Below are 24,022 nucleotides of genomic sequence, written 5' to 3' on the forward strand. Positions count from 1 at the left end.
GTCACCCGTTCGGCAAGTGGGTCGCCAGCGCTTCCAGCACGGCCATGCGCACGGCGACGCCCATCTCGACCTGCTCGCGGATCAGCGACTGCGTCCCGTCGGCGATGTCGGAGGCGATCTCGACGCCGCGGTTCATCGGACCCGGATGCATCACCAGGGCGCCGGGCTTGGCCAGCGCCAGCTTGTCGCCGTCGAGGCCGTAATAGCGGAAATACTCCTTCACGCTCGGCACGAAGGAGCCGTTCATCCGCTCGCGCTGGAGGCGCAGCATCATTACGATGTCGCAGCCTTTCAGCCCCGCACGCATGTCGGTGAACACCTCGACGCCGAAGCGCTCGATGCCGGTGGGCAGCAGCGTCGAGGGGCCGATCACCCGCACCCGGGCGCCCAGCGCCTGAAGCAGGATGATGTTCGAGCGCGCCACCCGCGAATGCAGGACGTCGCCGCAGATCGCGACCTGAAGCCCCTCGATGCCGCCCTTGTTGCGGCGGATGGTGAGCGCATCGAGCAGCGCCTGGGTCGGGTGCTCGTGAGCGCCGTCGCCGGCGTTCACCACGGCGCAATCGACCTTGCGGGCGAGCAGATGCACCGCGCCCGCCGCGTGGTGGCGCACCACGATGATGTCGGGCCGCATGGCGTTGAGCGTCGCGGCCGTGTCGATGAGCGTCTCGCCCTTCTTCACCGAGGACGAGGCGACCGACATGTTCATCACGTCGGCGCCGAGGCGCTTGCCCGCGAGTTCGAACGAGGATTGCGTGCGGGTCGAAGGCTCGAAGAACAGGTTGATCTGCGTGCGACCGCGCAGGACGGTGCGCTTCTTCTCGACCTGCCGCGACAGGGCGACGGCGGCGTCGGCGCGCTCCAAGAGCGCTTCGATGTCCGGCCGGCTCAGGCCCTCGATGCCGAGCAGGTGCCGGTGCGGGAAGGCGGGTGCGGTCTGAGCGGTCATGCGGCGGTTCTGGCGTTGGCTCCGCGCTATAGGTGTCCGGGAGGGGCCCGGCAAGGCGCAGGCGTGTCCGGTCGGCCGGCGCAGCCGATGGCGCAAGGAAAAACGGTCTCGCCCGGTCGCGGTTGAGAGATTTTCTTGATCATCGCGAGCCTGTGATCGAGAAAAATTTGAACGATCCGGCCTCGCTTCCGTTTTTCCAACATCTGTTGGGGTTTGCGCGCGACGAATGCCTGTCCCGGTATTCGCTGGCCGACCCGGAAACGAAGGGTAGCTGATGAATACGCGACTTCTCCTGACCGCCGGTGCGCTCTCGCTCGGCCTCGCCCTCTCGTCCGGCGCCTACGCTCAGGGCATGCAGCGGGGCGGCATGGAGCCCGGCATGGGCGGCCAGCCCGGCGGGCAAATGGGTGGCCAGATGGGCGGCCAAATGCAGCAGGGCGCCATGGGCGACGACATGGGCCAGGAGCAGCGCCCGATGAAGCGCAGCTCCAAGAAGATGAAAAAGCCGATGAAGAACAAGAAGATGATGCGCTCGAAGCGCATGAATTCCGGCTCCGGCATGGAGTCCGGCGCGGGCGGGATGTAATCCACCCGTCACTCTACTGTGACCGGATCGCCATCTAGGCGATCCTCGGCCCGCCCGGTTAAACCGGGCGGGCTTTTTCGTGTCGAACGAAACCTTCCGAGTCTTCCCGCGCCGAACGGTCCATCCTCCCGGCGCGGGTTGGCTGCAACTAAGGAACAGCCGCGCCGTGGCCGCAGGATCGACGCTCTCGGGGCCGGACATCGTCGAGACGGTGCGGCGGCGCTGGATGTTTCGCCATCCGCTGGTGATCCGGCTGGCGCACTGGCTCAACGTGGTCTGCCTCGCCATCCTGCTGATGAGCGGCCTGCAGATCTTCAACGCCCATCCGGCACTCTATTGGGGCGCGGCCTCGACCTTCGATAAGCCGTTCGTCGCCATCACCGACGACCAGCGGGACGACGGCACGCCGCGCGGCATCGTCTTTGTGGCCGGCCACACCTTCGAGACGACGGGCGTGCTCGGCCTGTCGAACCTCAACGGCCAGCAGGCGGGGCGCGCCTTCCCCGCCTGGGCGACCCTGCCGGCGCATCAGGATCTCGCCACCGGGCGGCGCTGGCACTTCCTGTTCGCCTGGGCCTTCGTCATCAACGGGCTGATCTACCTCCTCTACGGGATCGGTACGGGCCAGCTTCGGCGGCGCCTCGTGCCTGACGGCGACCAGCTGCGCGGGTTCGGCTCCTCGATCCGCGAGCACCTGACCCTGCACTTTCCGGAAGGGGACGAGGCCAAGCGCTACAACGTGCTGCAGAAGCTCTCCTACCTCGTCGTGGTGGCGGTGCTGCTGCCGCTGATGGTGCTCACCGGGCTCGCCATGTCTCCTGGCGTCAACGCGGTGGTGCCCCTGCCCGACCTGTTCGGCGGCCGGCAATCGGCCCGCACGATCCACTTCATCGTCACAAACCTGCTGGTGCTGTTCGTGATCGTCCACGTCCTGCTCGTGCTGCTCTCCGGCGTGGTCAACAACATGCGCAGCATGATCACCGGCTGGTTCGTGATCGAGCGCCAGAAACTTCCCGCCGGCCCGGGAGAGACCCCATGACCCCTCGTCTCATGACCCCCCGTCTCCACATCCCCCGCCCCCACCGCCGCGGTTTCCTCACCGCGGCGGCCGGCCTGCTCGGCGTCTCGGCGCTGGGCGGCTGCGACCGCTTCGCCGCGAGCCCGACCGGACAGCGCGCGCTGAGGGCGGGCGAGGACGCCAACCTGTTCGTGCAGCGCCTGCTGCTGACGCCGGCCTCGCTCGCCAAGGAATTCCCGGATTCGGAGATCTCGCCCTGGTTCAAGCCGAACGGCACGATCGAGCCACCGGACCGGGCCTACAAGGCGCTCGCCGCCAAGAGCTTCGACGGGTTCAAGCTCCGTGTCGACGGGCTCGTCGAGCGGCCTCAGGATCTCAGCCTCGCCGATCTGCGGGCCCTGCCCGCCCGCACCCAGACGACGCGGCACGACTGCGTCGAGGGCTGGAGCGCCATCGGCAAGTGGACCGGCGTGCCGCTCGCGGAGGTGCTCAAGCGGGCCGGCCTGAAGCCGAATGCCCGCTACGTCGTGTTCCACTGCGCCGACACGATGGAATACGCCATGAGCGGCGGGGAGGACGAGGCGGAACCGGAAAAGACCGCCAATCCCAGCATGGAGACCCGGCCGGAGGGGGCCGAGAATCAGGCGAGCGATTCGCAGGCCGCAGGCGCGGAGGCACCGAATGCCGAGGACGAAGCGAGCCAGGGCACGCCGGTTCGCTATTACGAGAGCATCGATCTCACCGACGCCTACCACCCGCAGACGATCCTCGCCTACGACCTGAACGGCAAGGCACTGCCGGTCTCGAACGGCGCGCCGCTACGCCTGCGGGTTGAGCGCCAGCTCGGTTACAAGCAGGCGAAATACATCATGCGAATCGAACTGACCGAGGGCCTGACCGGCATCGGCGACGGCAAGGGCGGCTACTGGGAGGACCGCGGCTACGAGTGGTACGCGGGGATTTAAGGGCAGGTCCGGCACGTTCACCCGATTTGACAACGCCGCGCGGCTCACCCACTTCTGCGCGGCGCGAGAGCCGGCCTCCGACCGGTACGCATCCGCGCCATTCCCAAAACCGTATCTGCGGTGAGGCTCTGGCGAGAGGCAGAGGTTCATGAAAGTCGTCGTCGTCGAGTCGCCGGCCAAGGCCAAGACGATCAACAAATACCTGGGGCGCGATTACGAGGTTCTGGCCTCGTTCGGCCATATCCGCGATCTGCCGGCCAAGGACGGCTCGGTTGATCCGGAGGCCGACTTCGCCATGATCTGGGAGGTCGAGGATCGCGGCGCCAAGCGCGTGTCCGAGATCGCCCGCGCCGTGAAGGGAGCCGAGAAGCTCATCCTCGCGACCGACCCGGATCGCGAAGGCGAGGCGATCTCCTGGCACGTCATCGAGGCGCTCACCGCCCGCAAGGCGCTCAAGGGCATCCCCGTCGAGCGGGTGACCTTCAATGCCATCACCAAGGCGTCGGTCGACGCGGCGATGAAGAAGCCGCGCCAGATCGACCAGGCCCTGGTCGATGCCTATCTCGCGCGCCGCGCCCTCGATTACCTCGTCGGCTTCAACCTCTCGCCGGTGCTGTGGCGCAAGCTGCCCGGCGCCCCGCTCGGCGGGCCGTGTGCAGTCGGTGGCGCTCCGCCTCGTGGTCGAGCGCGAGATGGAGATCGAGCGCTTCAAGCCGCGTGAGTACTGGTCGATCATTGCGACGCTGGTGACGGAAGCCGGCGGCGTGTTCGAGGCCCGGCTCGTCGGCGCCGACGGCAAGCGCATCCAGCGCCTCGACGTCGGCAATGCCGAAGAGGCCGCCGCCTTCAAGCGCGACCTCGAACTCGCGACCTTCCAGGTGGCGAGCATCGAGGCCAAACCCGCCAAGCGCCATCCGCAGCCGCCCTTCACCACCTCCACGCTGCAGCAGGAGGCGTCCCGCAAGCTCGGGATGGCCCCGGCGCAGACCATGCGGGTCGCGCAGCGGCTCTACGAGGGCGTCGATGTCGGCGGCGAGACCGTCGGCATCATCACCTACATGCGAACCGACGGCGTCGACATGGCGCCGGAGGCGATCCAGGACGCGCGCCAGGTGATCGGCCGCGAATTCGGCGACGCTTACGTCCCCGGCGCGCCGCGCAAATACACCGTCAAGGCCAAGAACGCGCAGGAGGCCCACGAGGCCGTGCGCCCGACCGATATGGGCCGGTTGCCGAAGCACGTCGCCCGCCACCTCGAGCCGGAGCAGGCCAAGCTCTACGACCTGATCTGGACCCGCACCATCGCGAGCCAGATGGAATCGGCCGAGCTGGAGCGCACCACCGTCGAGGTGAGCGCGAATGTCGGCCCGCGCCGGATCGACCTGCGCGCCACCGGTCAGGTCGTGAAGTTCGACGGCTTCCTTGCGCTCTATCAGGAGGGCAAGGACGACGAGGAGGACGAGGACGCCAAGCGCCTGCCGGCGATGAAGGCGGGCGACGCGCTCAAGCGCGAGCGCATCGCCTCGACCCAGCACTTCACCGAGCCGCCGCCGCGCTACTCCGAGGCCAGCCTCGTCAAGCGGATGGAGGAGCTCGGCATCGGCCGGCCCTCGACCTATGCCGCGGTGCTGCAGACCCTGCGCGACCGCGAATATGTCCGCATCGAGAAGAAGCGCCTCCAGCCGGAGGACAAGGGGCGGCTCGTCACCGGCTTCCTCGAAAGCTTCTTCAAGCGCTATGTCGAGTACGACTTCACCGCGAGCCTGGAGGAGCAGCTCGACCGGGTCTCGAACGCCGAGATCGACTGGCGCTCCGTGCTGCGCGACTTCTGGCGCGATTTTTCCGCCGCGATCGGCGGCACCAAGGAATTGCGCGTCGCCGAGGTTCTCGAGGCGCTCAACGGCCTGCTCGGGCCCCACATCTTCCCCGAGAAGGCGGATGGGGGCGATCCGCGCACCTGCCCGACCTGCGGAGCGGGACAGCTCTCGCTCAAGCTCGGCAAGTTCGGCGCCTTCATCGGCTGCTCGAATTACCCGGAATGCAAGTATACCCGCCAGCTTTCGGCCTCGGGTGTCGAGGGCGAGGGTGACGGCTCCTCGGCCGAGGGCGGCCAGCCCGGCGTGCGCGTGCTCGGCGACGATCCGGCCACCGGCCTGCCCGTAACCCTGCGCGACGGCCGCTTCGGGCCGTTCGTGCAGCTCGGCGAGGCGAGTGCCGAGAAGGGCGCGGAGAAGCCCAAGCGCTCTTCGTTGCCCAAGGGGATGACGCCGGGCAGCGTGACGTTGGAAATCGCGCTGCGCCTGCTCTCGCTGCCGCGCGAGGTGGCCAAGCATCCCGAGACCGGCGAGCCGATCCTGGCCAATCTCGGCCGCTTCGGCCCCTACGTGCAGCACGGGAAGACCTACGCCAATCTCGGCAAAGACGACGACGTGCTGGAGATCGGCGCAAACCGCGCCATCGACCTCATCGTCGCCAAGGAGCAGGGTGGCGGACGCGGCCGCCCCTCCTCCGATCCCGGCCGCACGCTCGGCCAGCATCCGGACGGCGCCGCCCTCGTGGTCAAGGCCGGCAAGTACGGCCCCTATGTCAGCGACGGCTCGGTCAACGCGACGCTGCCGAAGACGATGGCCGCCGAGAGCCTGACGCTGGAGCAGGCAATCGACCTCGTCAACGCCAAGCGCGCCTCGGGCGGCGGCAAGAAGCCGGTCCGCAAGACGGCTTCCCGCGCCCGCGCGCCGGCGAAGAAGGCGGAGGCCGGCGAGGCGAAGAAGCCGGCCGTGCGCAAGACGGCGGCCAAGGCGAAGGCGCCGGCGACGAAGGCCGCGGCCAAGCCGGCGGCTGCCAAGAAGGCGACGGCGAAGACGAAGGCGGGCTGAGGGCTCGCTGCAAGCGGGCGCTTCCGCCGGATGTCGGGTCGTCTCGACATCCGGCCGACGGCCCGCGCTTCAATCGGGATGAGAGGGCGCACAGACGACAGCGCCGCGCGTTCTCTTCTGGCAGGTTCGTTCAGCCGGCCGTCATCGCGAGCGACCGCGCGATCCAGCCACGCGACCTTTCAAAGAAAGGCGGCGCTCCGGATCGTTTCGGCTTCGTTTGGCGATGATGGCGTGTTCGGCGGCCGGATCAGTCCGCGCCGACCCGCTCGAACGTGAGGTAGCTCGGCAGCCGGTCGGCGGCGAGGGCCTTCGCCTCGTAGCGGGTGCCCGGCCAGCCCTCGAACGGCTTGCGCCAGTCGTCGGCGGTCTGCGCCGTCCAGCGCAGCTGCGGGCAGCGGGCGGCGCGGACCAGGGTCCAGCCCACGTAGTCGTCGATGTCGCTGGCGAAGCGGAAATGGCCACCGGGGCGCAGCACGCGCGCAATCTCGGCGAGCGAGGCGTCCGACACGAAGCGGCGCTTGCGCTGGCGGCGCTTCGGCCAGGGATCGGGATAGAGCAAGTAGACGCGGGCGAGGCTCGCATCCGGCAGGGCGGCAAGCAGGGCGGTCGCGTCCTCGTCCCAGACACGGACATTGCGCAAATCGCGCTCATCCACCGCGCGCAGCAGCTTCACCACGCCGTTGACGAAGGGTTCGCAGCCGATGATGCCGGCTTGGCGGTGGGCCTCGGCCTGGGCAGCGAGATGCTCGCCGCCGCCGAAGCCGATTTCCAGCCAGACCTCGTCGACCGGCACCGGAAACAGGCCCGGCGGATCGAGGAATTCGCCGCGCTCCGGCAGCGTGACGCGAAGAGAAGGCAGCGCCCCTTCGAGGCGCTGCTCTTGGCCCGGGCGCAGGCGCTTACCCTTGCGGCGCCCGTAGAAGGCCCGCTCGGTCTCCGCCGTCCCGCCCGTCTCGGGAGGGATGTCGTCATCCCTCCCCATCATGGTTCGGGCTCAGAACGCCGACTTCAGCTTGTCGGCCAGATCCGTCTTCTCCCAGGAGAAGCCGCCATCGGCATCAGGCTCGCGGCCGAAATGGCCGTAGGCTGAGGTGCGGGCGTAGATCGGCTTGTTGAGCTGAAGCGCCGTGCGGATGCCGCGGGGCGAGAGGTCGAGGGCGTCCATCAGGACCGTCTCGAGCTTGGCCTCGTCCACCGTGCCGGTGCCGTGCAGATCGACGTAGATCGACAGCGGCTTGGCCACTCCGATGGCGTAGGAGAGCTGGATCGTGGCGCGGCGGGCGAGGCCGGCGGCGACGACGTTCTTGGCCAGATAGCGGGCAGCGTAGGCGGCCGAGCGATCGACCTTGGTCGGGTCCTTGCCGGAGAAGGCGCCGCCGCCATGGGGCGCCGCACCGCCGTAGGTGTCGACGATGATCTTGCGGCCGGTGAGGCCGGCATCGCCGTCGGGGCCGCCGATCACGAACTTGCCGGTCGGGTTGACGTGCCAGACGGTGCCTTCGTTGACCCAGCCCTGCGGCAGAGCCTTGAGGATGTAGGGCTCGACGATGGCGCGCACGTCGGCCGAGTCGAGCGACTCGTCGAGATGCTGCGTCGAGAGAACGATCTGGGTCACCTCAACTGGGCGGCCGTTGGCGTAGCGCACGGTGACCTGGCTCTTGGCGTCCGGGCCGAGCTTGGCCGCGTCGCCCTGCTTGGCCTTGCGCGCGTCGGCGAGGTCCTTGAGGATCTTGTGGGCGTAGAAGATCGGGGCCGGCATCAGGGCCGGGGTCTCGTCGGCGGCGTAGCCGAACATGATGCCCTGGTCGCCCGCGCCCTCATCCTTGTTGCCGGCGGCGTCCACGCCCTGCGCGATGTCGGCCGACTGCGCGTGCAGATGGATGGCGACGTCGTTGTTCTTCCAGTGGAAGCCCGACTGCTCGTAGCCGATGTCGCGCACGGCTTCGCGAGTCAGCTCTTCGAGATCCTTGAAAGTCACGGAATCGGGGCCGCGCACCTCACCCGCGATCACGACGCGGTTGGTCGTCGTCAGCGTCTCGACGCCGAGACGCGCCTCCGGCATCGCCGAGAGATAGGCGTCGACCACGGTGTCCGAGATCCGGTCGCTCACCTTGTCCGGGTGGCCTTCGGAGACGGATTCACTGGTGAAGAGGTAGTCGGAACGAGGCATTGGCTGCACCCCCGATTGTCGGGCGCGCCTCGTGTGTCACGGCGCTTACCCTGGTCTCCAGAGGGGCGGCTTGTCGCATCGCCGTTCCGGACGGTCAAGCCGGAATAGCGAAATCGTCCGTTTTAACGAACGCTGTTGCATGCAACCGCAGCCTGCGGTTCCGAGTCCGATCGGGATTGGGGCGGCACCGGCACGGAGCGGTGACCGTCAGCCCTTGAGTTCCTGGCTCAGGATCTCGACGGCGGCCGAGAGTTCGCGGCGCTGTTGCTCGGTGAAGGTTTCCGTGAACTGGCGCGCGAAAGCGCGGGCAAGATCGGACCACGGCTCGACAGCGTAAGCGTGCTGGTCGTTGTCTGAAAAGCCGCGCTCCGTTTCCGGGTCCGGATGCGGAATGCCATCGAGAAAGTCGGAAACCGGAGTATTGGTGAGCCGGCTGAGGATCGCGAGATGAATCGCGCTGATCCGGTTAACTCCTTTTTCGTACTTCTGGAGTTGTGCGGCCGACATCCCGAAGCTGTCGGCAACTGCTCGCTGCGTTAGCTTCGAGCGTTTGCGCTGCTCGGCAATGCGACGTCCGAGAAGGACGTCGCGCTCATCGGTCTTCTGGCCTGCCATCTTCGTTCTGCCCAAGCTCTTTCGGGCGATGCTTCGAACGAAAACTTTCCGCTTGCAAGGGCGCGTCGGGAGCTAATGGCAACGACACACACGTTATGTCATTTGTTATAGCTGCGGCGCGACGTCGCACTCAGATCGCAGGAAGTATCGGCTGTCCGCCTGCAATCTGAGGCAGCGAAAACCATTGGCGTCCCCGGCAGGGCTCGAACCTGCGACCCCAGGTTTCATACCACTTCGACTTTCGCCGCCACGCTGTTCGCGCGTTCGTGGTCTGGACTATCCCTTCACCGTGGGCTTCGAACGAAGCCTTTAGGTGCCACCCGTCTAGTCTCTACACCTTCCCGTGGGCCGTGACCGGACCTCGGGCTTGGCTCGGGATTGGCAGGGCGCCGCGGCGCCGGAAGCTTTCCCCGAATTTGAGTGGATCCGCTGTGCGGTTTCCCATCACGGCGCCCAATTGTGGAGTTTAGGAAACCTGTGCTCTGTCCAGCTGAGCTACGGAGACGTCGCTTCAGGCTTAGCATCATCGCAGGGGGCCGCCAACCGCTCCGGCCTGGGCCGTCGGCGATTGTACGGGGCGAGCCGGAGTACGCGATCGGCGCGCTGTTGCCCGGGAGGCGCACGGGCCGGCAATCCGCGATTGTGCGCCCGCGGCGCTCTCGCGTGCCGCGATCCGGGCACTTTTAGCGCGGCATCTTCGCCTGAATCGAAAGGCCGAGCGCGAACGGTGACGATGTTGCCCGGTGATGGTCACGAGATCGGCTCGCGTGGGAGCAGGACGAGCCGAGGCGGCGCCCCGGCTCTCGTCTGGCTGCTCGCGGCCGCCTGCGGCGCGCCCGGTGGTGCTTCAAGCGCTCCGCGGGTGGAGGAGGCATGTCGGCCTTCCGCCTCGCGGGACGACCGCCTTGCCGAGATCGGACCCAGGGGCGAGCTGCGCCTCGCCTCCGGCCGCCGGGCCGTGCTCTCCGGGCTGCGCTGGCCCGACGAGCCGGCGCTCGACGCGGCCGCGCGAACCTGGCTGCACGCCTTTCGCGGCGCACCCCTGGTTCTGACCGAACGCGGCGGCGAGGACCGCTGGGGCCGCCGTCGCGCCGACGCGATCGGGATCGCGGGCGAGGCGGAGCCGGTCGATCTCGCCGGAGGACTGGTCGCGGCCGGGCTCGCCTATGCCGATGCCGGCGAGGCCGACACGCTCTGCCGCCCGGCGCTGCGCGCCGTCGAGGCGGCGCCGCGCGCGGCCGGGCTCGGCCTGTGGGCCGGCGGCCCGCTCGCGGCGACGGATGCGGCGGCGCTGAGCGGGCGCGCCGGGCGCTTCACGGTGGTGGAGGGGCGCATCCTGCATGTCGGCGAGCGGTCGGCCCGAACCTATCTCGACTTCGCGCGCCGGGGCGAGCAAGGCTTGACCGTAACCGTGCAGAAACGCTCTTGGCGGATTCTGAGCGAACATGGTTTGTCTGCGGCCACGCTGAAGGGCCGCCTCGTGAGAATCCGCGGCATGGTCGAGATCGGTCGGGGACCGTTCATCGATCTCGCCGGTGTCGAAGGCATCGAGGTCATCGAGGGAGAGCGGGCGCTGCGGCGCTAGAACGGCATGACGGGGGATCGGCAGCATCAATCGGGGCGGCGCGTGCGCGGGGGCGGTCGTCGGAGATTTGCGCGGCTCGGCACGCTGGCCGCGCTCGCGGGCCTGCTCGCGGCCTGCGCCGCCGACCAGACCGGAAGCGTCTTGACGCCGGCGGTCATCACGGTGCCCGAGCAGGCGCCGAAGACCACGGGACGCACACGCTCCGACGAGGCGGACCACGCCAAGCTCGTGGCCTCGTTCGGCGGCGAGTACCGCGCGCCCGCTGCCCACCGGCTCATCACCGAGATCACCGACCGGCTGGTGCGCGCCAGCGACCGGCCGGAGGAAAGCTACGCGGTCACACTGCTCGATTCGCCGGTCGTCAACGCCTTCGCCCTGCCGAGCGGCCGGCTTTACGTCACCCGCGGTTTGCTGGCGCTCGCCGGCGACAGCTCGGAGGTCGCGGCGGTGCTCGCGCACGAGATCGCCCACGTGACGTTGCGCCATGCCACCGCCCGCAGCGAGATGGCCCTGCGCTCGCAACTCGTCAGCCGCGTCGTCGCCGACGTGCTGAACGACCCCGTCACGGGGGCGCAGCTCGAGAGCCAGTCCAAGTTCACCCTCGCCCGCTTCTCCCGCGAGCAGGAGCTGGAAGCGGACACGAACGGCGTGCGCGTGCTGGCCCAGGCCGGCTATGACCCGTTCGGTGCCGGCCGTTTCCTCGATGCGCTTCAGCGCACCATGGCGCTCAAGGCCGGCAACGGCAGCGCGGCCGAGCCCGACATGCTCGCGACCCACCCGGCGACCGCCGAGCGCATCGCGCTGGTCACCCGCGCCGCCCGGCGCATCGGCGCCCCCGGCCTCGGCGCCGACGACCGCGCCCGCTATCTCGCGGCGATCGACGGGCTCGCCTATGGCGACAATCCCGGCGAGGGGCTCGTGCGCGGTCGCCGCTTCCTGCATCCGGGCTTGAGCATCGCCTTCGAGGTGCCGGACGCCTTCGCCATCGAGAACACCCGCAACGCCGTGCTCGGCACCACGCCCGAGGGCAGCCGCCGCTTGCTGTTCGATCAGGTCGAGGCGAGCGGCGACCGCAGCCTGGAGGACGTGCTGCGCGCGACCTGGAACGATGCCATCGAGGCGGGCTCGGTCGAAAACCGCATCGTTGGCGGGCGCTCGGTTGCCACCGCCCTGTCGCGGGGCAAGGACTGGACCTTCCGCCTCGCGGCGATCCGCATGGGCGAGACCACCTACCGCATGATCATGGCGGCCAAGGGCGCGACCGACCCCGAGCCGGCCTTCCGCCGCTGGCTGGAGAGCCTGCGCCCGATCGAGCCGGAGGAGACCGCCTCGCTCAAGCCGGCGCATCTGCGGATCGTCACCGCCGCTCCGGGCGATACCGTGGAGGGTCTGGCCCGCCGCATGAGCGTGCCCGACCGCGCCGTCGATCGATTCCTCGTGCTCAACAGCCTGCAGCGCGGCGCGGTGGTGAAACCCGGCCTGAGCTACAAGCTCGTCGTCGAGTGAGGGGCGAGGCCGTCGGACTTGCACGTCCGGGGGCCGGCGCTTAGGCCGATGCCTCGACGCAACGGGTCCGACGTGACGCCCTCCGAGCTTCCCACCGATACCGCCGTCGCGGTCGTGTTCTTCCGTCCCTCGCCCGAACAGGTCGCGCGGATCGTCGAGCGCTTTGCCGGGCGCCTGCCCGTCTTCGTCTACGACAATGGCGGCATCCCGCCCGAGGCGCTGAGGCAGCTGCGGGATGCGGAAGGGCTCACCCGGCTCGGCGAGGGCCGCAACCAAGGCATCGCCGCCGCCCTCAACGTGCTGGCCGAGGCGGCGACGGCCGCCGGGTTTCACCGCCTGTTCCTGCTCGATCAGGATGCCGATGCCACCGTCGAGACGGCGCAGGCGCTGGGCCACGCCCTCGACCGAGCCATAGGCGAAGACCTGCCCCCGGCTCTCGTCGGGCCGTCGCCCGCGCCGAAGCCCGGCCACAAGGCACCGGCCTACCCGCTGCGCCCCGGCGTGCCGCCCCGCGAAAACCTTCGACCGGTCGAATTCCTCGCGACCTCCGGCTCGCTCGTGGATCTGGCCGCTTTCACGCAGGTCGGCCCGTTCCGCGAGGACTTCTTCATCGACGCGGTCGATCTCGAATGGTGCTTTCGCGCCTGGGCCCGCGGCCGGAGCTGCTGGATGGACCCCTGCACCGCCATCCCGCACAGCGTCGGGCGCGGCACGATCCGGATGCGGTTCCTGCCGGTGACGATGCCCGACCAGCCGCTGTTCCGCATGGCCGTCTATGTGCGCAACTCCGCCTATAGCTGGCGCCTGCCGCACGTGCCGTCTCGGTGGAAGCTGAAGCAGGCCGCCTACCTGCCACTCCAGATCGCACTCTACTGGAGCCGTCACCGGTTCTCGCCGCGCGTGCTCGCCCGCCTTCTCGCGGCCCTGGTTCAGGGGCTGGGCGGGCATCTCGGCCGGCCGGCGGACGCGCCGCCGTGACCGCCACTCCCGTAGCCTCGGCCTATGCGGCGGTCCTCGACGTCGTCATCGTCAACTGGAATGCCGGAGACCAGCTCCGGGCCTGCCTCGCGAGCCTCGCCGCGAGCGAGGGGGCGGAGCATCTGCGCGTCGTCGTCGTCGACAACGCCTCCTCCGACGGCTCGGCGGAGGGGCTGGATCAGCCGGGCCTCGCGCTCACGGTGCTGCGCAATGCCGACAATCGCGGCTTCGCCCGTGCCTGCAACCAGGGCGCGGCTTTGGGTTCGGCCGCGGCTATCCTGTTTCTCAACCCCGATACGGGGGTCAGCCGGGACGGTATCGCCGCGGCCCGCGCACGGCTCGACGCCGATCCCGGCACCGGCATCGTCGGCGCCCGGCTGGTCGATGAGGCCGGGCAGACGCACCGCACCTGTGCCCGCCACCCGACGGGCGCGCGCCTGATCGCCCATACCCTGTTCCTCGACCGGCTGCTGCCCGGCCGCGTCGCGCCGCACTTCCTCCTCGACTGGGACCACGCCGAGACGCGGGCCGTCGATGCGGTGATGGGCGCTTTCCTGATGATCCGGCGCCCGCTCTTCGCTCGGCTCGGCGGGTTCGACGAGCGCTTCTTCGTCTACTGGGAGGATGCCGACCTCTGTGCCCGAGCCGCCGCCGCCGGCTTTGCGGTGTGTCACGTCGCAGAGGCCGAGATCCGCCACCGCGGCCAGGGCACCACCGAAGCGGTGAAAGACCGTCGCCTGTTCTACTTCCTGCGGGCGCAGACGCTCTACGCGCGCAAGCATCACGGCCGTGCGGTGTCCCTCGCCGTGCTGGCGGCTGCGCTGGCCGTGAACCTACCCGTCCGCCTCGGCCGGGCGCTGGTGCGCGGCTCGGCCGGAGACGCGGGTGCGGTGATCCGCGCAGGGCTTATGCTGATACGGGCCGTGCCGCGCCTGTTGACCGGCAGCGGTCGATGAGGCTTGCCTCGACCGGGCATCTTGTTGTCCGCGGCGACCTCCGTCATGGTGCCGCCCTCCGGACGGTCCCGCTTGCACCCGCGGCGGGCGGCTGAACGGGGAGTATCGTGTACGACAGCGCGGACAAGGGCTCTCGACCGGCGGACCTCTCGCCCGCCTTGTACCGCGCGGCCTTCGACCGCGCGCCGGTGGGGCTCGCCGTGTTCTCGCCCGATGGGCGCACGATCCGCACCGCCAATCCCTGCCTGTACCGCTGGCTCGGCTACCCCTCGGGCTTCCTCGATGGCCGCCCGATCGACCAAGTGATCGGCCGCGACGCGTTCGACGGGGAGACGCCCGGGCTGAAGGCCGGCATCCGCCGTTGGCTGCGGGCGGATGGCAGCAGCCTCGATCTGCGCCTGACCCTGTCCGGAGAGGACGGTGGCGAGACGGTCGCGGTCGTGAACCTCGTCGATGCCGACGATCTCGTCCGGGCCGAGCAGAACCGCGACGCCCTGACGGCGGCGGGGCTCGGCGAGTGGCGCTGGGATCTCGTCACCGGACAGATGGTGTTTTCCCGCCGCGCGGCGCAGATCCTCGGCTACGCGCCGGGGCGCTCCGTCACCTGGGAGGGGATGCGCGGCCAGGTCGATCCGGAGGACGCCGAACGGATTCAGACCGCGGTTGCCGCCGCCATCGCCGAGCGGCGCCCCTATGCGTTCCAGACTCGCTTTCGACGCGCCACCGACGGCGCCGAGATCTGGATCGGCGCCCGCGGCGAGGCGCTTCTCGCCGCCGACGGTGCGCCCATCGGCATCGTCGGCGTGGTGCAGGACGTCACCACCCGGGTCGAGGCCCGGGAGGCCTTGGCCGAGCGCGAGGAGCGCCTACGGGTCGCCACCACGGTCGCCGACCTCGGCATCTTCGAGTGGCACGTCCTCGACGACCGGGCGACCTGGGAGAACGAGCGGATGTTCGCGATCTTCGGCCGCCGGCCGGACGAGGGCAGCATCGGCAAGTCCGCCTTCCTCAAGGAAATCCTCCACCCCGAGGATCGCCCCGTCTTCCGGCAGGCGATCCTGCGGGCGCTGCGCGAGGACACGATCCTGCACGCCACCGGCCGCATCCGCCGCCACGACGACGGCCTCTGGCGCACCATCGACATGGCCGGCCGGTTCGAGCGGACCCGGCCGGGCGGGCTGCCGCGGCGCCTGATCGGCGTCGTCGCCGACGTGACCGACCGCCACCTCTCGGAGGAGCGCCGCAGCCTCCTGATCCGCGAGCTGCACCACCGGGTGAAGAACACGCTCGCCACGGTCCAGGCCATCGTCGGCTCGACGGCGCGCACCGCCACCAGCATCGACAGCTTCCACGAGGCCTTCGTCGGCCGCATCAAGTCGCTCGCCCACACCCACAGCGTGCTCACCGAGGCGACGTGGCAGACGGCGAGCCTGCGCGATCTGCTCGCCTCCGAACTGATGCCCTATGCCGAGAGCGAGACCGAGACCTCGCCGGACCTGCGCATCGTCCTCGACGGCCCGGCGGTGGACCTGCCCTCCGAGATCGCTGTGCCGATCGGCATGGCGATCCACGAATTGACCACCAACGCCGCCAAGTATGGTGCGCTCTCGACGGGGCGCGGCCGGATCACGATCACTTGGAGCGTCGAGGCCGGCGTGCTGCACCTCGATTGGCGCGAGAGCGGCGGCCCCCGCGTCACCCCGCCGACCCGCCAGGGCTTCGGCTCACGCCTGCTGCAGCGGGTGCTGACCGCGCAGGTTCAGGCACAGATCACCACCGATTACGCGCCTGAAGGGTTCCACCTGACGCTCGCCGCGCCCCTGCCCGCACGAAATCCGGCGCTCAACCCCCTGGCGTGAAGAGGCCGGCGTGCCATCGGGCGCCGGTGGCGTTGCGCGCGTCTTGAAGTCGGCCGGGACGCGCAGCCCTCAGGCCGCGCCGCGCGCCTCTTCGCCCCCGGCATTGACGAAGGTCTTCAGCTCGTCGAGCGAGGCGAAGGTGAAGCGGCCGCGCGGCGTGTCCGCCTCGATCGAGCCGTCGGAGAACATCACGTAGGTGTTGGCGCCCGACGCGTAGGAGCCGACCGCATGCCGCTCCTCCGGGGCACTCGCCTCCGGCTCGGGCTCCTGAGCCTTCGTTTCCTCAGCCGCGATCTCCTGCGGCGCAGGCGTCACGGTCTCCGGCTCGGGCGGCGTTTCGGCGACCGGTGCGGGCGCCGGATCGTCGAGGAAGGAGCGCAGGCCGATCGGTTTGGCCGCGGGCGTCTGCGCCGCGATCCGCGCCTCGTCCCGCTCCTCGGCGACCGGGAGCGTCACCGGCTCGGGTTCGGGAAAGGCCGTCGCTCGCTCGGGTTCGTGCGCCGGCTCGGGCATGCGGAACAGGTCGTCATCGCTCGCACGCGGCGGCGCGGCCTCCGGCAGCAGGTCGGGCAGCAGCGGCTCGGCGGCGCTCGGCTGCGGTTCGGCCGAGGGCGCCGGATCCTCGAAAACCGGCTCGGCACCGCGTGCGCCCGGCCGCAGCGCGCCGATCGACAGCCCCGCGAGACCGGCTGCACCCGCGCCCGCCAGCCCCATGCCGGCGAGCGAGGGCCGCTCCGGCGGCGAGACCTCGGGAGCGGTGAAGGCCGGCGCTTCCTGTGCCGACGCCTCCCAGGGCACCACACCGGCGGGTACTGCGGCCGGGATGCTCGGCTGGGGGGAGACCTCGCGCAGGCTCTCGACGGCGGTGTGGAGCCTGCGCAGGCGGTAGACGATCGCCGTCAGGCCGAGCAGGACAACGCCGGCCGAGGCCGCGGTCGAGCCGCCGATCACCATCGCCAGCCCGCTTTCCAGCCGGACATAGGGAAAGCCCTGGACCACGGCGGCAACGCCACCGAGGATCATGACAGAACTGAGCGCGAGCAGCGCGACGACCATGGTACTCTCGACTGACTGTCGCGGGCGGCGTGAGGGTCACAGGATAACCCCCCGCCCGCTCATTGCAAAATCGCACGGTCACGCCACGCGCGGAAACCGGCCTTTCCGTCGCTCCATGCACAGCCGAGTGCCCGCCTTGCGGTGTCCTCACGCACGGCATCGGGCGATTGCGGCGGCGGACGCACGCCGCAAAACGGTGGATGCCTTGCCCCGATCGGTAACATGCGCACGGATACGGCTCCGCTGGCGTTGCCGAGCCCGCTCCCCCGACTTACCTACCCGCGCGTCACCTCGCCGGCCGCGCGCTTCGAACTCCTTGCGCGCTTCGCCTCCGCTTCCCGCGAGACCCGGACAACCTAGGAGACACGCATGACGTTCACCCTGCCCGAGCTGCCCTACGCCTACGACGCGCTGGGGCCCTACATGTCGAAGGAAACCCTCGAGTTTCACCACGACAAGCACCACAAGGCCTATGTCGACACCGGCAACAAGCTGCTCGAAGGCACCGACCTCGCCGGCAAGAGCGTCGAGGAGATCGTCAAGGCGAGCTACAACACCAATCAGGCGCTCTTCAACAACGCCGGCCAGCACTACAACCACCTCCACTTCTGGAACTGGATGAAGCCCAACGGCGGCGGTCAGCCCCCGGCGGCGCTCGCTCAGAAGATCGACGAGGATCTCGGCGGCTACGAGAAGTTCAAGGCCGACTTCATCCAGGCCGGCGTCGGCCAGTTCGGCTCCGGCTGGGCCTGGCTCGCGGTCAAGGACGGCAAGCTCGCCATCCTGAAGACGCCGAACGGCGAGAACCCGCTGGTCCACGGCGCGACCCCGATCCTCGGCGTCGACGTGTGGGAGCACTCCTACTACATCGACTACCGCAACCGCCGCCCCGACTACCTCAAGGCGTTCATCGAGAACCTCGTGAACTGGGAGTACGTCGAGAAGCTGTACGGCGAGGCCAAGGCCTGATCCGCTTCGAGGCTTGATGCCGCCGCCCCGTTGACCGACGGGGCGGCTTTTTCATGCGCGGCGTGCCCGTGCGGTCATTGTCCTGCCGTGTCGCGGCGGCCTACTCCCCGTTCGAGTCTCCTCGTCTCCACCCTCATCCTGAGGTGCCGGCGCATCGCGTCGGCCTCGAAGGATCCTCCAGTTCCCGCGCGATCCCTGGAGGATCCTTCGAGGCCGCTGACGCGGCACCTCAGGATGAGGATGTGGATGGGATGCGGCGCCGCCTGCCCCCTCGTCACGCACGGGATCAACCGCGAAAACATGATCCGCTCGATCCTCTCCGTCGGCGGCTGGACGCTGGTCTCGCGGGTCACCGGCTTTGCCCGCGACGTGGTCACCGCCGCCGTGATGGGCGCCGGGCCCATGGCGGATGCCTTCGTCGTCGCCTTCCGCCTGCCGAACCACTTTCGCGCGATTTTCGGCGAGGGGGCGTTCAACACCGCCTTCGTGCCGGCCTACACCCATCTGGAACAGGCGGGCGCCGAGGGCGTCGCCGCGCGCTTCGCCGATCGCGTCTTCACCCTGATGCTGATCGTGCAGGTGGCTTTGCTCGCCCTCGCGCTGCCGGCGATGCCGTGGATCGTGCGGGCGCTGGCGCCCGGCTTCTCGGACGACGGGGCGCGCTTTGCGCTGGCTGTAAGCCTGACGCGGATCACATTCCCCTACCTGCTGTTCATGACGCTGGTGACGCTGTTCTCCGGCATCCTCAACGCGCATCGGCGCTTCGCGGCCGCGGCCGGCGCGCCGGTGCTGCTCAACCTTTCGATGCTGGTGGCCCTCGCGCTGGCCTTCCTGTTCCCGAACGCGGCCTATGCCGCGGCCTGGGGCGTCTCGGTCTCCGGCGTTCTGCAGTTCGCGCTGGTCTGGTGGGATGCGCGCCGACGCGCCTACGCGCCGCGGCTGACGAAGCCGACCCTGCGCGATCCCGATATGACCCGGTTCTTCAAGATCCTGGGGCCCGCCGTGATCGGCTCGGCCGGGTTCCAGATCGCGACCTTCGCCGACACCATCATCGCGAGTTTCCTGCCGACCGGTGCGGTTTCGGCGCTGTACTACGCCGACCGGCTCTACCAGCTGCCCTTCGGCGTCATCGCCATCGCCGCCGGCACGGTGCTCCTGCCCGAGATGAGCCGGCGCATCGCCGCGGGCGACGTGGCCGGGGCGCACGCGGCGCAGAACCGGGCCGCGGGCTTCTCGCTGGCGCTCTCGGCCCCGTTCACCATCGCCTTCCTGACGCTGCCGGGGCTGATCATGGCGGCCCTGTTCCAGCGCGGCGCCTTCACCGCCGAGGACGCCGCCCGCGCGGCCTCCGTGCTCGCGGCCTACGGGCTGGCCCTTCCCGCCGTGGTGATGGTGCGATCGGCCGTGGCGAGCTTCAACGCCCGGCAGGACACGACGACGCCGCTCTACGCCTCGCTCACGGCGATCGCCGTCAACGTCGCGCTGAAGCTCGTGCTGACCGGTCCCTACGGCGTCGCGGGTCTCGCCCTCGCCACCGCCATCGCTCAGTGGATCAACCTCGCTCTGCTCTACGGGCTGGCGCTCCGCCGTGGCTGGACCGCGCCGGGGCGGGTGCTCGGGGTGACCGTCGCCGCGGTCGTCGTGGCGAGCGCGGTGCTGGCGGTGCTCGCCGTCTACGGCCTGCCCTTCGCCGAGCGGATCGTGCCCGCCCTGCCCCATCTGCGCGAGATCGCGGTGCTCGCGCTCCTCGGCTTTGCCGGGGCGCTCGCTTACGCCGGGACCCTGCTCGCGGTGATGGGCGCGTTCGGCGTGCGATTGCGCCGCAGGTAGCCTTTCCGGATCGGGCGCGCGCCTCATTTCACCCGGTATGACCCTCCCCGATCTCCGCTCCGGCAAAAGCTACGCCGTTTTTGACGCCTACGGCACGCTGTTCGACGTGCATTCGGCGGTCGCGCGCCATGCCGGCGCGCTCGGCCCTCAGGCGGACAGTCTCTCCGAGGTCTGGCGCACCAAGCAGCTCGAATATTCCTGGGTGCACGGCCTGATGGGCCGCTACGTCGCCTTCTGGGACCTGACCGAGCGCGCCCTCGATTTCGCGCTGGCGAAGCACCCCGAGATCGACCGGGACTTTCGCGAAAAGCTCCTCGATGCCTATCGCGACCTCGACGCCTACGACGAGGTGCCCGGTGTCCTGGAGCGTCTGCGCGAGCGCGGCGTGAAGACCGCGCTCTTCTCCAACGGCAATGCCGCGATGCTGGAGCGGGCGGTGGCCTCTTCCGGCCTGGGCGAGCGGCTCGACGCGGTACTCTCGGTCGATCCCATCCGAACCTTCAAGACGGCGCCCGCCGCCTACCAGATGGTTCTCGACCAGCTCGCCACCGAGCGGAACACCGTATTGTTCTTCTCCTCGAACCGCTGGGACATCGCGGGCGCCACCGCCTTCGGCTTCGATGCGGTGTGGGTGAACCGGAAAGGACAGCCCGACGAGTACCCGGATCAGCCGCCTCGCGCGGTCGTGAAGAGCCTCGACGCGGTGATCTGAACCGCCGCGACGGCGCGTTCGCCAATCCTTAAGCTTGACCGGATTAATTCGGGCTCACGTGCCTGATTAGTCCGGTTGTCCAAAGGATCGGTTCTCGTGCCCGCCCTGTCCCTCTCCGTTCTCGCCCGCAAGGGCATCTGCGCGGCGCTTCTCGGCGCTGCGGTTCTCTCCGCCGCTCCGGCCTCCGCTCGCGACGGCCGTAACGGTGCCCTGATCGGTGGCGCCGCGGCCGGCGTCATCGGCGGCCTCGCCGTCGGCGCGCTCCTCAACAACGGGGCCGCGCCTCCGCCCCCGCCGCCCGCGCGCCGGGTCTATGTCGAGGAAGAGCCGGTTTACGTCGCGCCCCCGCCGCGCCGGGGCCCGATCTGCCACTACGAGCGCCGCAAGGTGTGGCTCGACGAGGTCGAGTTCACCTACCGTCGGGTCGAAGTCTGCGAGTAAATCTCGCGACTTGGCTCTACGTGAGCGCGGCTTGGCTCTACGTGAGAATGACGGGCGTCCGCTTCAGGCGGGCGCCTTTTTCGTCAGGATCCAGTCCTCGACCACGATGGCATCGAGGCCGGTGGTGTAGAACATCAGAATCGCGTCCTCCGCCGTGTGGAGGATCGGCTTGCCCATCACGTTGAAGCTGGTGTTGAGCAGGATCGGCACGCCGGTCAGCTCGGCGAACGCTTCGATCAAAGCCGCGTAGGCCGGGTTGCGCGCGCGCGTCACGCTCTGGAGCCGGCCGGTGCCGTCCGCATGGACCACCGCCGGCACCTGATCCCGCACCGCCTCGCGCCACACGAGCGTGCGCTCCATGTAGGGGCTGTCGGCATAATCCTCGAACCAGTCGGGCCCGGCCTCGGCCAGGATCGAGGGCGCGAAGGGGCGAAACGCCTCGCGGTACTTCACCTTGGCGTTCAGCGATTCCTTGGCATGGGCCGGGCGCGGGTCGGCGAGGATCGAGCGGTTGCCGAGCGAACGCGGGCCGAACTCCGCCCTGCCCTGCACCCAGCCGACGAGCCCGCCCTCGGCCAGTATCTTCGCCGCCTCCCGCGTTACGCCCTCGTGGCCGAGGCGGCGGGCGCGGGGCTCCCACTCGGCCATGCGCTCCAGCGGCTCGGTGGAAACGGTCGAACCCAGATAAGGCGTGAGCGGGCGGGTCTCGCGCTTCGGCCCCTTCCAGTCGGGATCGTCCTCGGCCAGCGCCAGCCACGCGGCGCCGATGGCGTTGCCGTCATCGGCCGGGGCCGAGGGCACGTGCAGGCGGCGGAAGCCCGAGCGCCCAAGCACGCGACCGTTATAGGAGGAATTGAGCCCGCAGCCCCCGGCGATGACGAGGTTTTCGCCGGGCGCCAGCCGCCAAGCCTCGGCCACCAGCACGTCCATGAGTTCGGAAAAGATGTCCTGGCCGCAGCGGGCGAGGTCGGCCCAGCCCTGCTCGCCGACATCCCCCGGACGCCGCGACAGGATCTCGGCGGCGACCGCCTGCACCGTGGTCTCGTCGGCGAATTTCAGGCGTCCCTCTTCGACCGAGAACAGGCGGCGCAGCAGCGCCATCAGGTCGGGGTCGGTCCGGCCGTAGGGCGCGAGCCCCATGATCTTCCATTCCTCGCCCTTGATCTGGTCGAAGCCGGCCAGATCCGTGACGAGCCCGTAGAAGAAGCCGACCGAGCCGCGCCCGCGGTGGCGCCGCACCTCCTCGATCCGCCCGTCCTTCAGGCGGTAGATCGCCGCGGCGCCGGTCTCGCCCATGCCGTCGACGATGAGCGCGGTCGCCTCCTCGAACGGGCTGCTCCATAGGGCGTAGGCGGCATGCGCCAGATGGTGGGCGTAGCGCCGCCGCCCGGCGATGGTCGCCCGCGGCTTGCCGCTGAGACCGCGCGTCTCGTTGTCGAGCGCCAGCACCGTGCCGTTGCCGGCCCGCGCCTGCATGGCGTGGAGATCGGCGATGAAGACGCGCTCGGCCCGCTCCGGCACGAAGGAGCGATTGAGGGTGGAGGGGTGCTGGGCCAAGGCCGGCAACTCGAAGGCGCCCGACGCGGCCTGCCCTTTGAGAAACTCCGAGAACTGCTCGCCCCAGGAGGTGGCGATGACCAGATCCGTCCCCTCGGGCACGTGACGCTTCAGCAGGCCCGCCATGCGGGTGCCGGGATCGGGCTCGCAGTTCGGCGCGCGCTTGTATTGCAGGTAGCGCTCGGCGGCCTCGGCGAACAGCACGGTCCCGTCCGGCCCGACGAGGGCGAGCGCCGGATCGTGGAAGGTCGTGGCGAGGCCGAGATAGGTGCGCATGCTGCCGGGCTACACGCCGGCACGCGAGGCGACAACCGCGTTGCGCCGGGCAATCGCTCGCGGACGACCGCCCGGTTTTGGCTTGGCCTCGAACGCCGGCGACCACCTCTGCGGCCTCAGCTTTAGCCGCGCTTTTGTGTTCGAACGCCCGTTCCGGTCCTCGAACCCGCTCCGCGGCGCGCGCTTGGCGCCCGAAATGCGGTGCAACCCCGCTTCGAGCGATGGCCCGGCTGCGTTGCAGTGCGTCGATTGCCGTGCGAGACGAGCCGCCGATGACGGACGCCTTCCCCGCCTCGCCTCCCCTCGCCCTCGTGATCTTCGACTGCGACGGCGTGCTGATCGACAGCGAGCCGATCAGCCTCGTGACCCTGACGCGCGGGCTCAACGGGATCGGGCTCGCGATCAGCGTCGACAGCGTGCGGGAGCGGTTCGCCGGCACCTCCATGACCTCGATCATGGAGCGCGTCGCCCGCGAGGACGGAGTCACGGCCCCGGACGGCTTCGTCGAGCGGGTGAAGGCGGAGACGCTCGCCGCCTTCGAGGCGGAGCTGGCCGCCATGGCCGGAATCGCCGAGGCGCTGGGGCTCCTGAACCTGCCGTTTTGCGTCGCCTCCAGCAGCGACCCCGTGCGGCTGCGCCGCTCGCTCTCGCTCACCGGGCTGCTGCCGCTGTTCGAGGGGCGCGTCTTCTCCTCCGCGCAGGTGGCGCGCGGAAAGCCGTTCCCGGACCTGTTCCTGTTCGCGGCCGAACGGATGGGCATTGCGCCGGAGCAGTGCCTCGTGATCGAGGACAGCGTGCCAGGGGTGCAGGCGGCGCGGGCGGCCGGAATGCGGGTCGTCGGCTTCACCGGCGGCGGGCATTGGGGCCACGACCGGGCCGGGCGGGATCTCCTCGATGCCGGGGCCGCCGCCATCTTCTCGGCCCATGCCGATCTCGGGCGCATCATCGCCGGGGCATGACGCCGGTTTCGGCCCGGGCTTTGCTAGATTTGGCGTGAGCCCTTCCCCGACAGACGGGACGCGCCGCGGATCGCTCGAATCGCGGCGCGAACTTTCTCTGTCAAGCTGAACTTCGAAAGAACATTCCGTTGACGGTTGGGGTTTGGCACCTCATCTTAA

At 69.7% G+C, this 24,022-nt stretch carries 19 protein-coding genes and 1 pseudogene; 14 read left to right on the plus strand and 6 right to left on the minus strand.

Annotation, left to right across the window (positions count from 1 at the left end; genetic code table 11):
- Nucleotide 1: 1 nt before the first annotated feature.
- Complete coding sequence (locus M2437_RS16805) at nt 2–949, minus strand: aspartate carbamoyltransferase catalytic subunit (protein WP_012254578.1); 948 nt, start codon at nt 947–949, stop codon at nt 2–4.
- 274 nt (nt 950–1,223) lie between these two features.
- Between M2437_RS16805 and M2437_RS16810 the strand changes: the two genes are divergently transcribed.
- From M2437_RS16810 to topA, 4 genes and pseudogenes are all read left to right on the plus strand, one after another.
- Nucleotides 1,224–1,535, plus strand: a complete 312-nt coding sequence (locus M2437_RS16810; protein ID WP_003599341.1) for a hypothetical protein — start codon at nt 1,224–1,226, stop codon at nt 1,533–1,535.
- Nucleotides 1,536–1,701: 166 nt separating this feature from the next.
- Complete coding sequence (locus tag M2437_RS16815) at nt 1,702–2,574, plus strand: cytochrome b/b6 domain-containing protein (RefSeq protein ID WP_003599340.1); 873 nt, start codon at nt 1,702–1,704, stop codon at nt 2,572–2,574.
- The gene (locus M2437_RS16820) at nt 2,571–3,518 is read left to right on the plus strand and encodes a molybdopterin-binding protein (protein ID WP_015951694.1); all 948 of its coding nucleotides are present in this window, start codon (nt 2,571–2,573) and stop codon (nt 3,516–3,518) included. The genes M2437_RS16815 and M2437_RS16820 overlap by 4 nt, the downstream gene beginning before the upstream one ends.
- A gap of 148 nt (nt 3,519–3,666) precedes the next feature.
- Nucleotides 3,667–6,394, plus strand: a pseudogene (gene topA / locus M2437_RS16825) (type I DNA topoisomerase).
- Nucleotides 6,395–6,641: 247 nt separating this feature from the next.
- Here topA and trmB read toward each other — a convergent pair.
- From trmB to M2437_RS16840, 3 genes are all read right to left on the minus strand, one after another.
- Nucleotides 6,642–7,379, minus strand: coding sequence for a tRNA (guanine(46)-N(7))-methyltransferase TrmB (gene trmB / locus M2437_RS16830; protein WP_253388131.1), 738 nt, complete (start codon nt 7,377–7,379; stop codon nt 6,642–6,644).
- A gap of 9 nt (nt 7,380–7,388) precedes the next feature.
- Entirely contained in the window at nt 7,389–8,564 is a 1,176-nt protein-coding gene (gene metK / locus M2437_RS16835; protein WP_003599336.1) for a methionine adenosyltransferase, read from the minus strand.
- Nucleotides 8,565–8,771: 207 nt separating this feature from the next.
- Entirely contained in the window at nt 8,772–9,179 is a 408-nt protein-coding gene (locus M2437_RS16840; RefSeq protein ID WP_253388132.1) for a helix-turn-helix domain-containing protein, read from the minus strand.
- Between the two features lie 733 nt (nt 9,180–9,912).
- Here M2437_RS16840 and M2437_RS16845 point away from each other — a divergent pair.
- From M2437_RS16845 to M2437_RS16865, 5 genes are all read left to right on the plus strand, one after another.
- Nucleotides 9,913–10,764 carry a thermonuclease family protein gene (locus M2437_RS16845; protein WP_253389636.1) on the plus strand — a complete coding sequence of 284 codons (852 nt, stop codon included), beginning with the start codon at nt 9,913–9,915 and terminating at the stop codon, nt 10,762–10,764.
- A gap of 6 nt (nt 10,765–10,770) precedes the next feature.
- Entirely contained in the window at nt 10,771–12,270 is a 1,500-nt protein-coding gene (locus M2437_RS16850; RefSeq protein ID WP_253388133.1) for a M48 family metalloprotease, read from the plus strand.
- Nucleotides 12,271–12,342: 72 nt separating this feature from the next.
- Entirely contained in the window at nt 12,343–13,248 is a 906-nt protein-coding gene (locus M2437_RS16855) for a glycosyltransferase family protein (RefSeq protein ID WP_309247855.1), read from the plus strand.
- On the plus strand, nt 13,245–14,204 hold the full coding sequence (locus M2437_RS16860) for a glycosyltransferase family 2 protein (protein ID WP_253388135.1): 960 nt from the start codon (nt 13,245–13,247) through the stop codon (nt 14,202–14,204). Before M2437_RS16855 ends, M2437_RS16860 begins: the two co-directional genes overlap by 4 nt.
- 107 nt (nt 14,205–14,311) lie before the next feature.
- Nucleotides 14,312–16,063 carry a sensor histidine kinase gene (locus M2437_RS16865; RefSeq protein WP_015823482.1) on the plus strand — a complete coding sequence of 584 codons (1,752 nt, stop codon included), beginning with the start codon at nt 14,312–14,314 and terminating at the stop codon, nt 16,061–16,063.
- A 69-nt stretch (nt 16,064–16,132) separates the two neighbouring features.
- Here the strand turns inward: M2437_RS16865 and M2437_RS16870 are convergent, their stop codons facing one another.
- Nucleotides 16,133–17,119 (minus strand): hypothetical protein, encoded by a 987-nt coding sequence (locus tag M2437_RS16870; protein ID WP_253388136.1) that lies wholly within the window; start codon nt 17,117–17,119, stop codon nt 16,133–16,135.
- A gap of 369 nt (nt 17,120–17,488) precedes the next feature.
- On the opposite strand from M2437_RS16870, the gene M2437_RS16875 reads away from it, so the two are divergent.
- The 4 genes from M2437_RS16875 (at nt 17,489) to M2437_RS16890 (ending at nt 21,071) form a co-directional block, all read left to right on the plus strand.
- Entirely contained in the window at nt 17,489–18,088 is a 600-nt protein-coding gene (locus tag M2437_RS16875) for a superoxide dismutase (protein ID WP_015823480.1), read from the plus strand.
- A 300-nt stretch (nt 18,089–18,388) separates the two neighbouring features.
- Nucleotides 18,389–19,918, plus strand: a complete 1,530-nt coding sequence (gene murJ, locus M2437_RS16880) for a murein biosynthesis integral membrane protein MurJ (RefSeq protein WP_253389637.1) — start codon at nt 18,389–18,391, stop codon at nt 19,916–19,918.
- Nucleotides 19,919–19,955: 37 nt separating this feature from the next.
- Nucleotides 19,956–20,630 carry a haloacid dehalogenase type II gene (locus M2437_RS16885; RefSeq protein ID WP_253388137.1) on the plus strand — a complete coding sequence of 225 codons (675 nt, stop codon included), beginning with the start codon at nt 19,956–19,958 and terminating at the stop codon, nt 20,628–20,630.
- Nucleotides 20,631–20,726: 96 nt separating this feature from the next.
- Nucleotides 20,727–21,071, plus strand: coding sequence for a hypothetical protein (locus M2437_RS16890; protein WP_003604175.1), 345 nt, complete (start codon nt 20,727–20,729; stop codon nt 21,069–21,071).
- Between the two features lie 63 nt (nt 21,072–21,134).
- Here M2437_RS16890 and M2437_RS16895 read toward each other — a convergent pair whose 3' ends face one another.
- Complete coding sequence (locus M2437_RS16895; RefSeq protein ID WP_253388138.1) at nt 21,135–22,904, minus strand: carbamoyltransferase family protein; 1,770 nt, start codon at nt 22,902–22,904, stop codon at nt 21,135–21,137.
- Between the two features lie 272 nt (nt 22,905–23,176).
- Here M2437_RS16895 and M2437_RS16900 point away from each other — a divergent pair, with 272 nt between their 5' ends.
- Nucleotides 23,177–23,863 (plus strand): HAD family hydrolase, encoded by a 687-nt coding sequence (locus tag M2437_RS16900; RefSeq protein ID WP_253388139.1) that lies wholly within the window; start codon nt 23,177–23,179, stop codon nt 23,861–23,863.
- Nucleotides 23,864–24,022: the final 159 nt, after the last annotated feature.

Source organism: Methylorubrum pseudosasae, from assembly GCF_029504475.1.
GTDB lineage: Bacteria > Pseudomonadota > Alphaproteobacteria > Rhizobiales > Beijerinckiaceae > Methylobacterium > Methylobacterium extorquens.

What these genes read in the sequence shown, in the direction of transcription:
- M2437_RS16805 (WP_012254578.1), bottom strand. Translation starts at nt 949, where the DNA reads ATGACCGCTCAGACCGCACCCGCCTTCCCGCACCGGCACCTGCTCGGC.
- M2437_RS16810 (WP_003599341.1), top strand. Translation starts at nt 1,224, where the DNA reads ATGAATACGCGACTTCTCCTGACCGCCGGTGCGCTCTCGCTCGGCCTC.
- M2437_RS16820 (WP_015951694.1), top strand. Translation starts at nt 2,571, where the DNA reads ATGACCCCTCGTCTCATGACCCCCCGTCTCCACATCCCCCGCCCCCAC.
- trmB (WP_253388131.1), bottom strand. Translation starts at nt 7,379, where the DNA reads ATGATGGGGAGGGATGACGACATCCCTCCCGAGACGGGCGGGACGGCG.
- metK (WP_003599336.1), bottom strand. Translation starts at nt 8,564, where the DNA reads ATGCCTCGTTCCGACTACCTCTTCACCAGTGAATCCGTCTCCGAAGGC.
- M2437_RS16840 (WP_253388132.1), bottom strand. Translation starts at nt 9,179, where the DNA reads ATGGCAGGCCAGAAGACCGATGAGCGCGACGTCCTTCTCGGACGTCGC.
- M2437_RS16845 (WP_253389636.1), top strand. Translation starts at nt 9,913, where the DNA reads ATGTTGCCCGGTGATGGTCACGAGATCGGCTCGCGTGGGAGCAGGACG.
- M2437_RS16850 (WP_253388133.1), top strand. Translation starts at nt 10,771, where the DNA reads ATGACGGGGGATCGGCAGCATCAATCGGGGCGGCGCGTGCGCGGGGGC.
- M2437_RS16870 (WP_253388136.1), bottom strand. Translation starts at nt 17,119, where the DNA reads ATGGTCGTCGCGCTGCTCGCGCTCAGTTCTGTCATGATCCTCGGTGGC.
- M2437_RS16875 (WP_015823480.1), top strand. Translation starts at nt 17,489, where the DNA reads ATGACGTTCACCCTGCCCGAGCTGCCCTACGCCTACGACGCGCTGGGG.
- murJ (WP_253389637.1), top strand. Translation starts at nt 18,389, where the DNA reads ATGATCCGCTCGATCCTCTCCGTCGGCGGCTGGACGCTGGTCTCGCGG.
- M2437_RS16885 (WP_253388137.1), top strand. Translation starts at nt 19,956, where the DNA reads ATGACCCTCCCCGATCTCCGCTCCGGCAAAAGCTACGCCGTTTTTGAC.
- M2437_RS16895 (WP_253388138.1), bottom strand. Translation starts at nt 22,904, where the DNA reads ATGCGCACCTATCTCGGCCTCGCCACGACCTTCCACGATCCGGCGCTC.
- M2437_RS16900 (WP_253388139.1), top strand. Translation starts at nt 23,177, where the DNA reads ATGACGGACGCCTTCCCCGCCTCGCCTCCCCTCGCCCTCGTGATCTTC.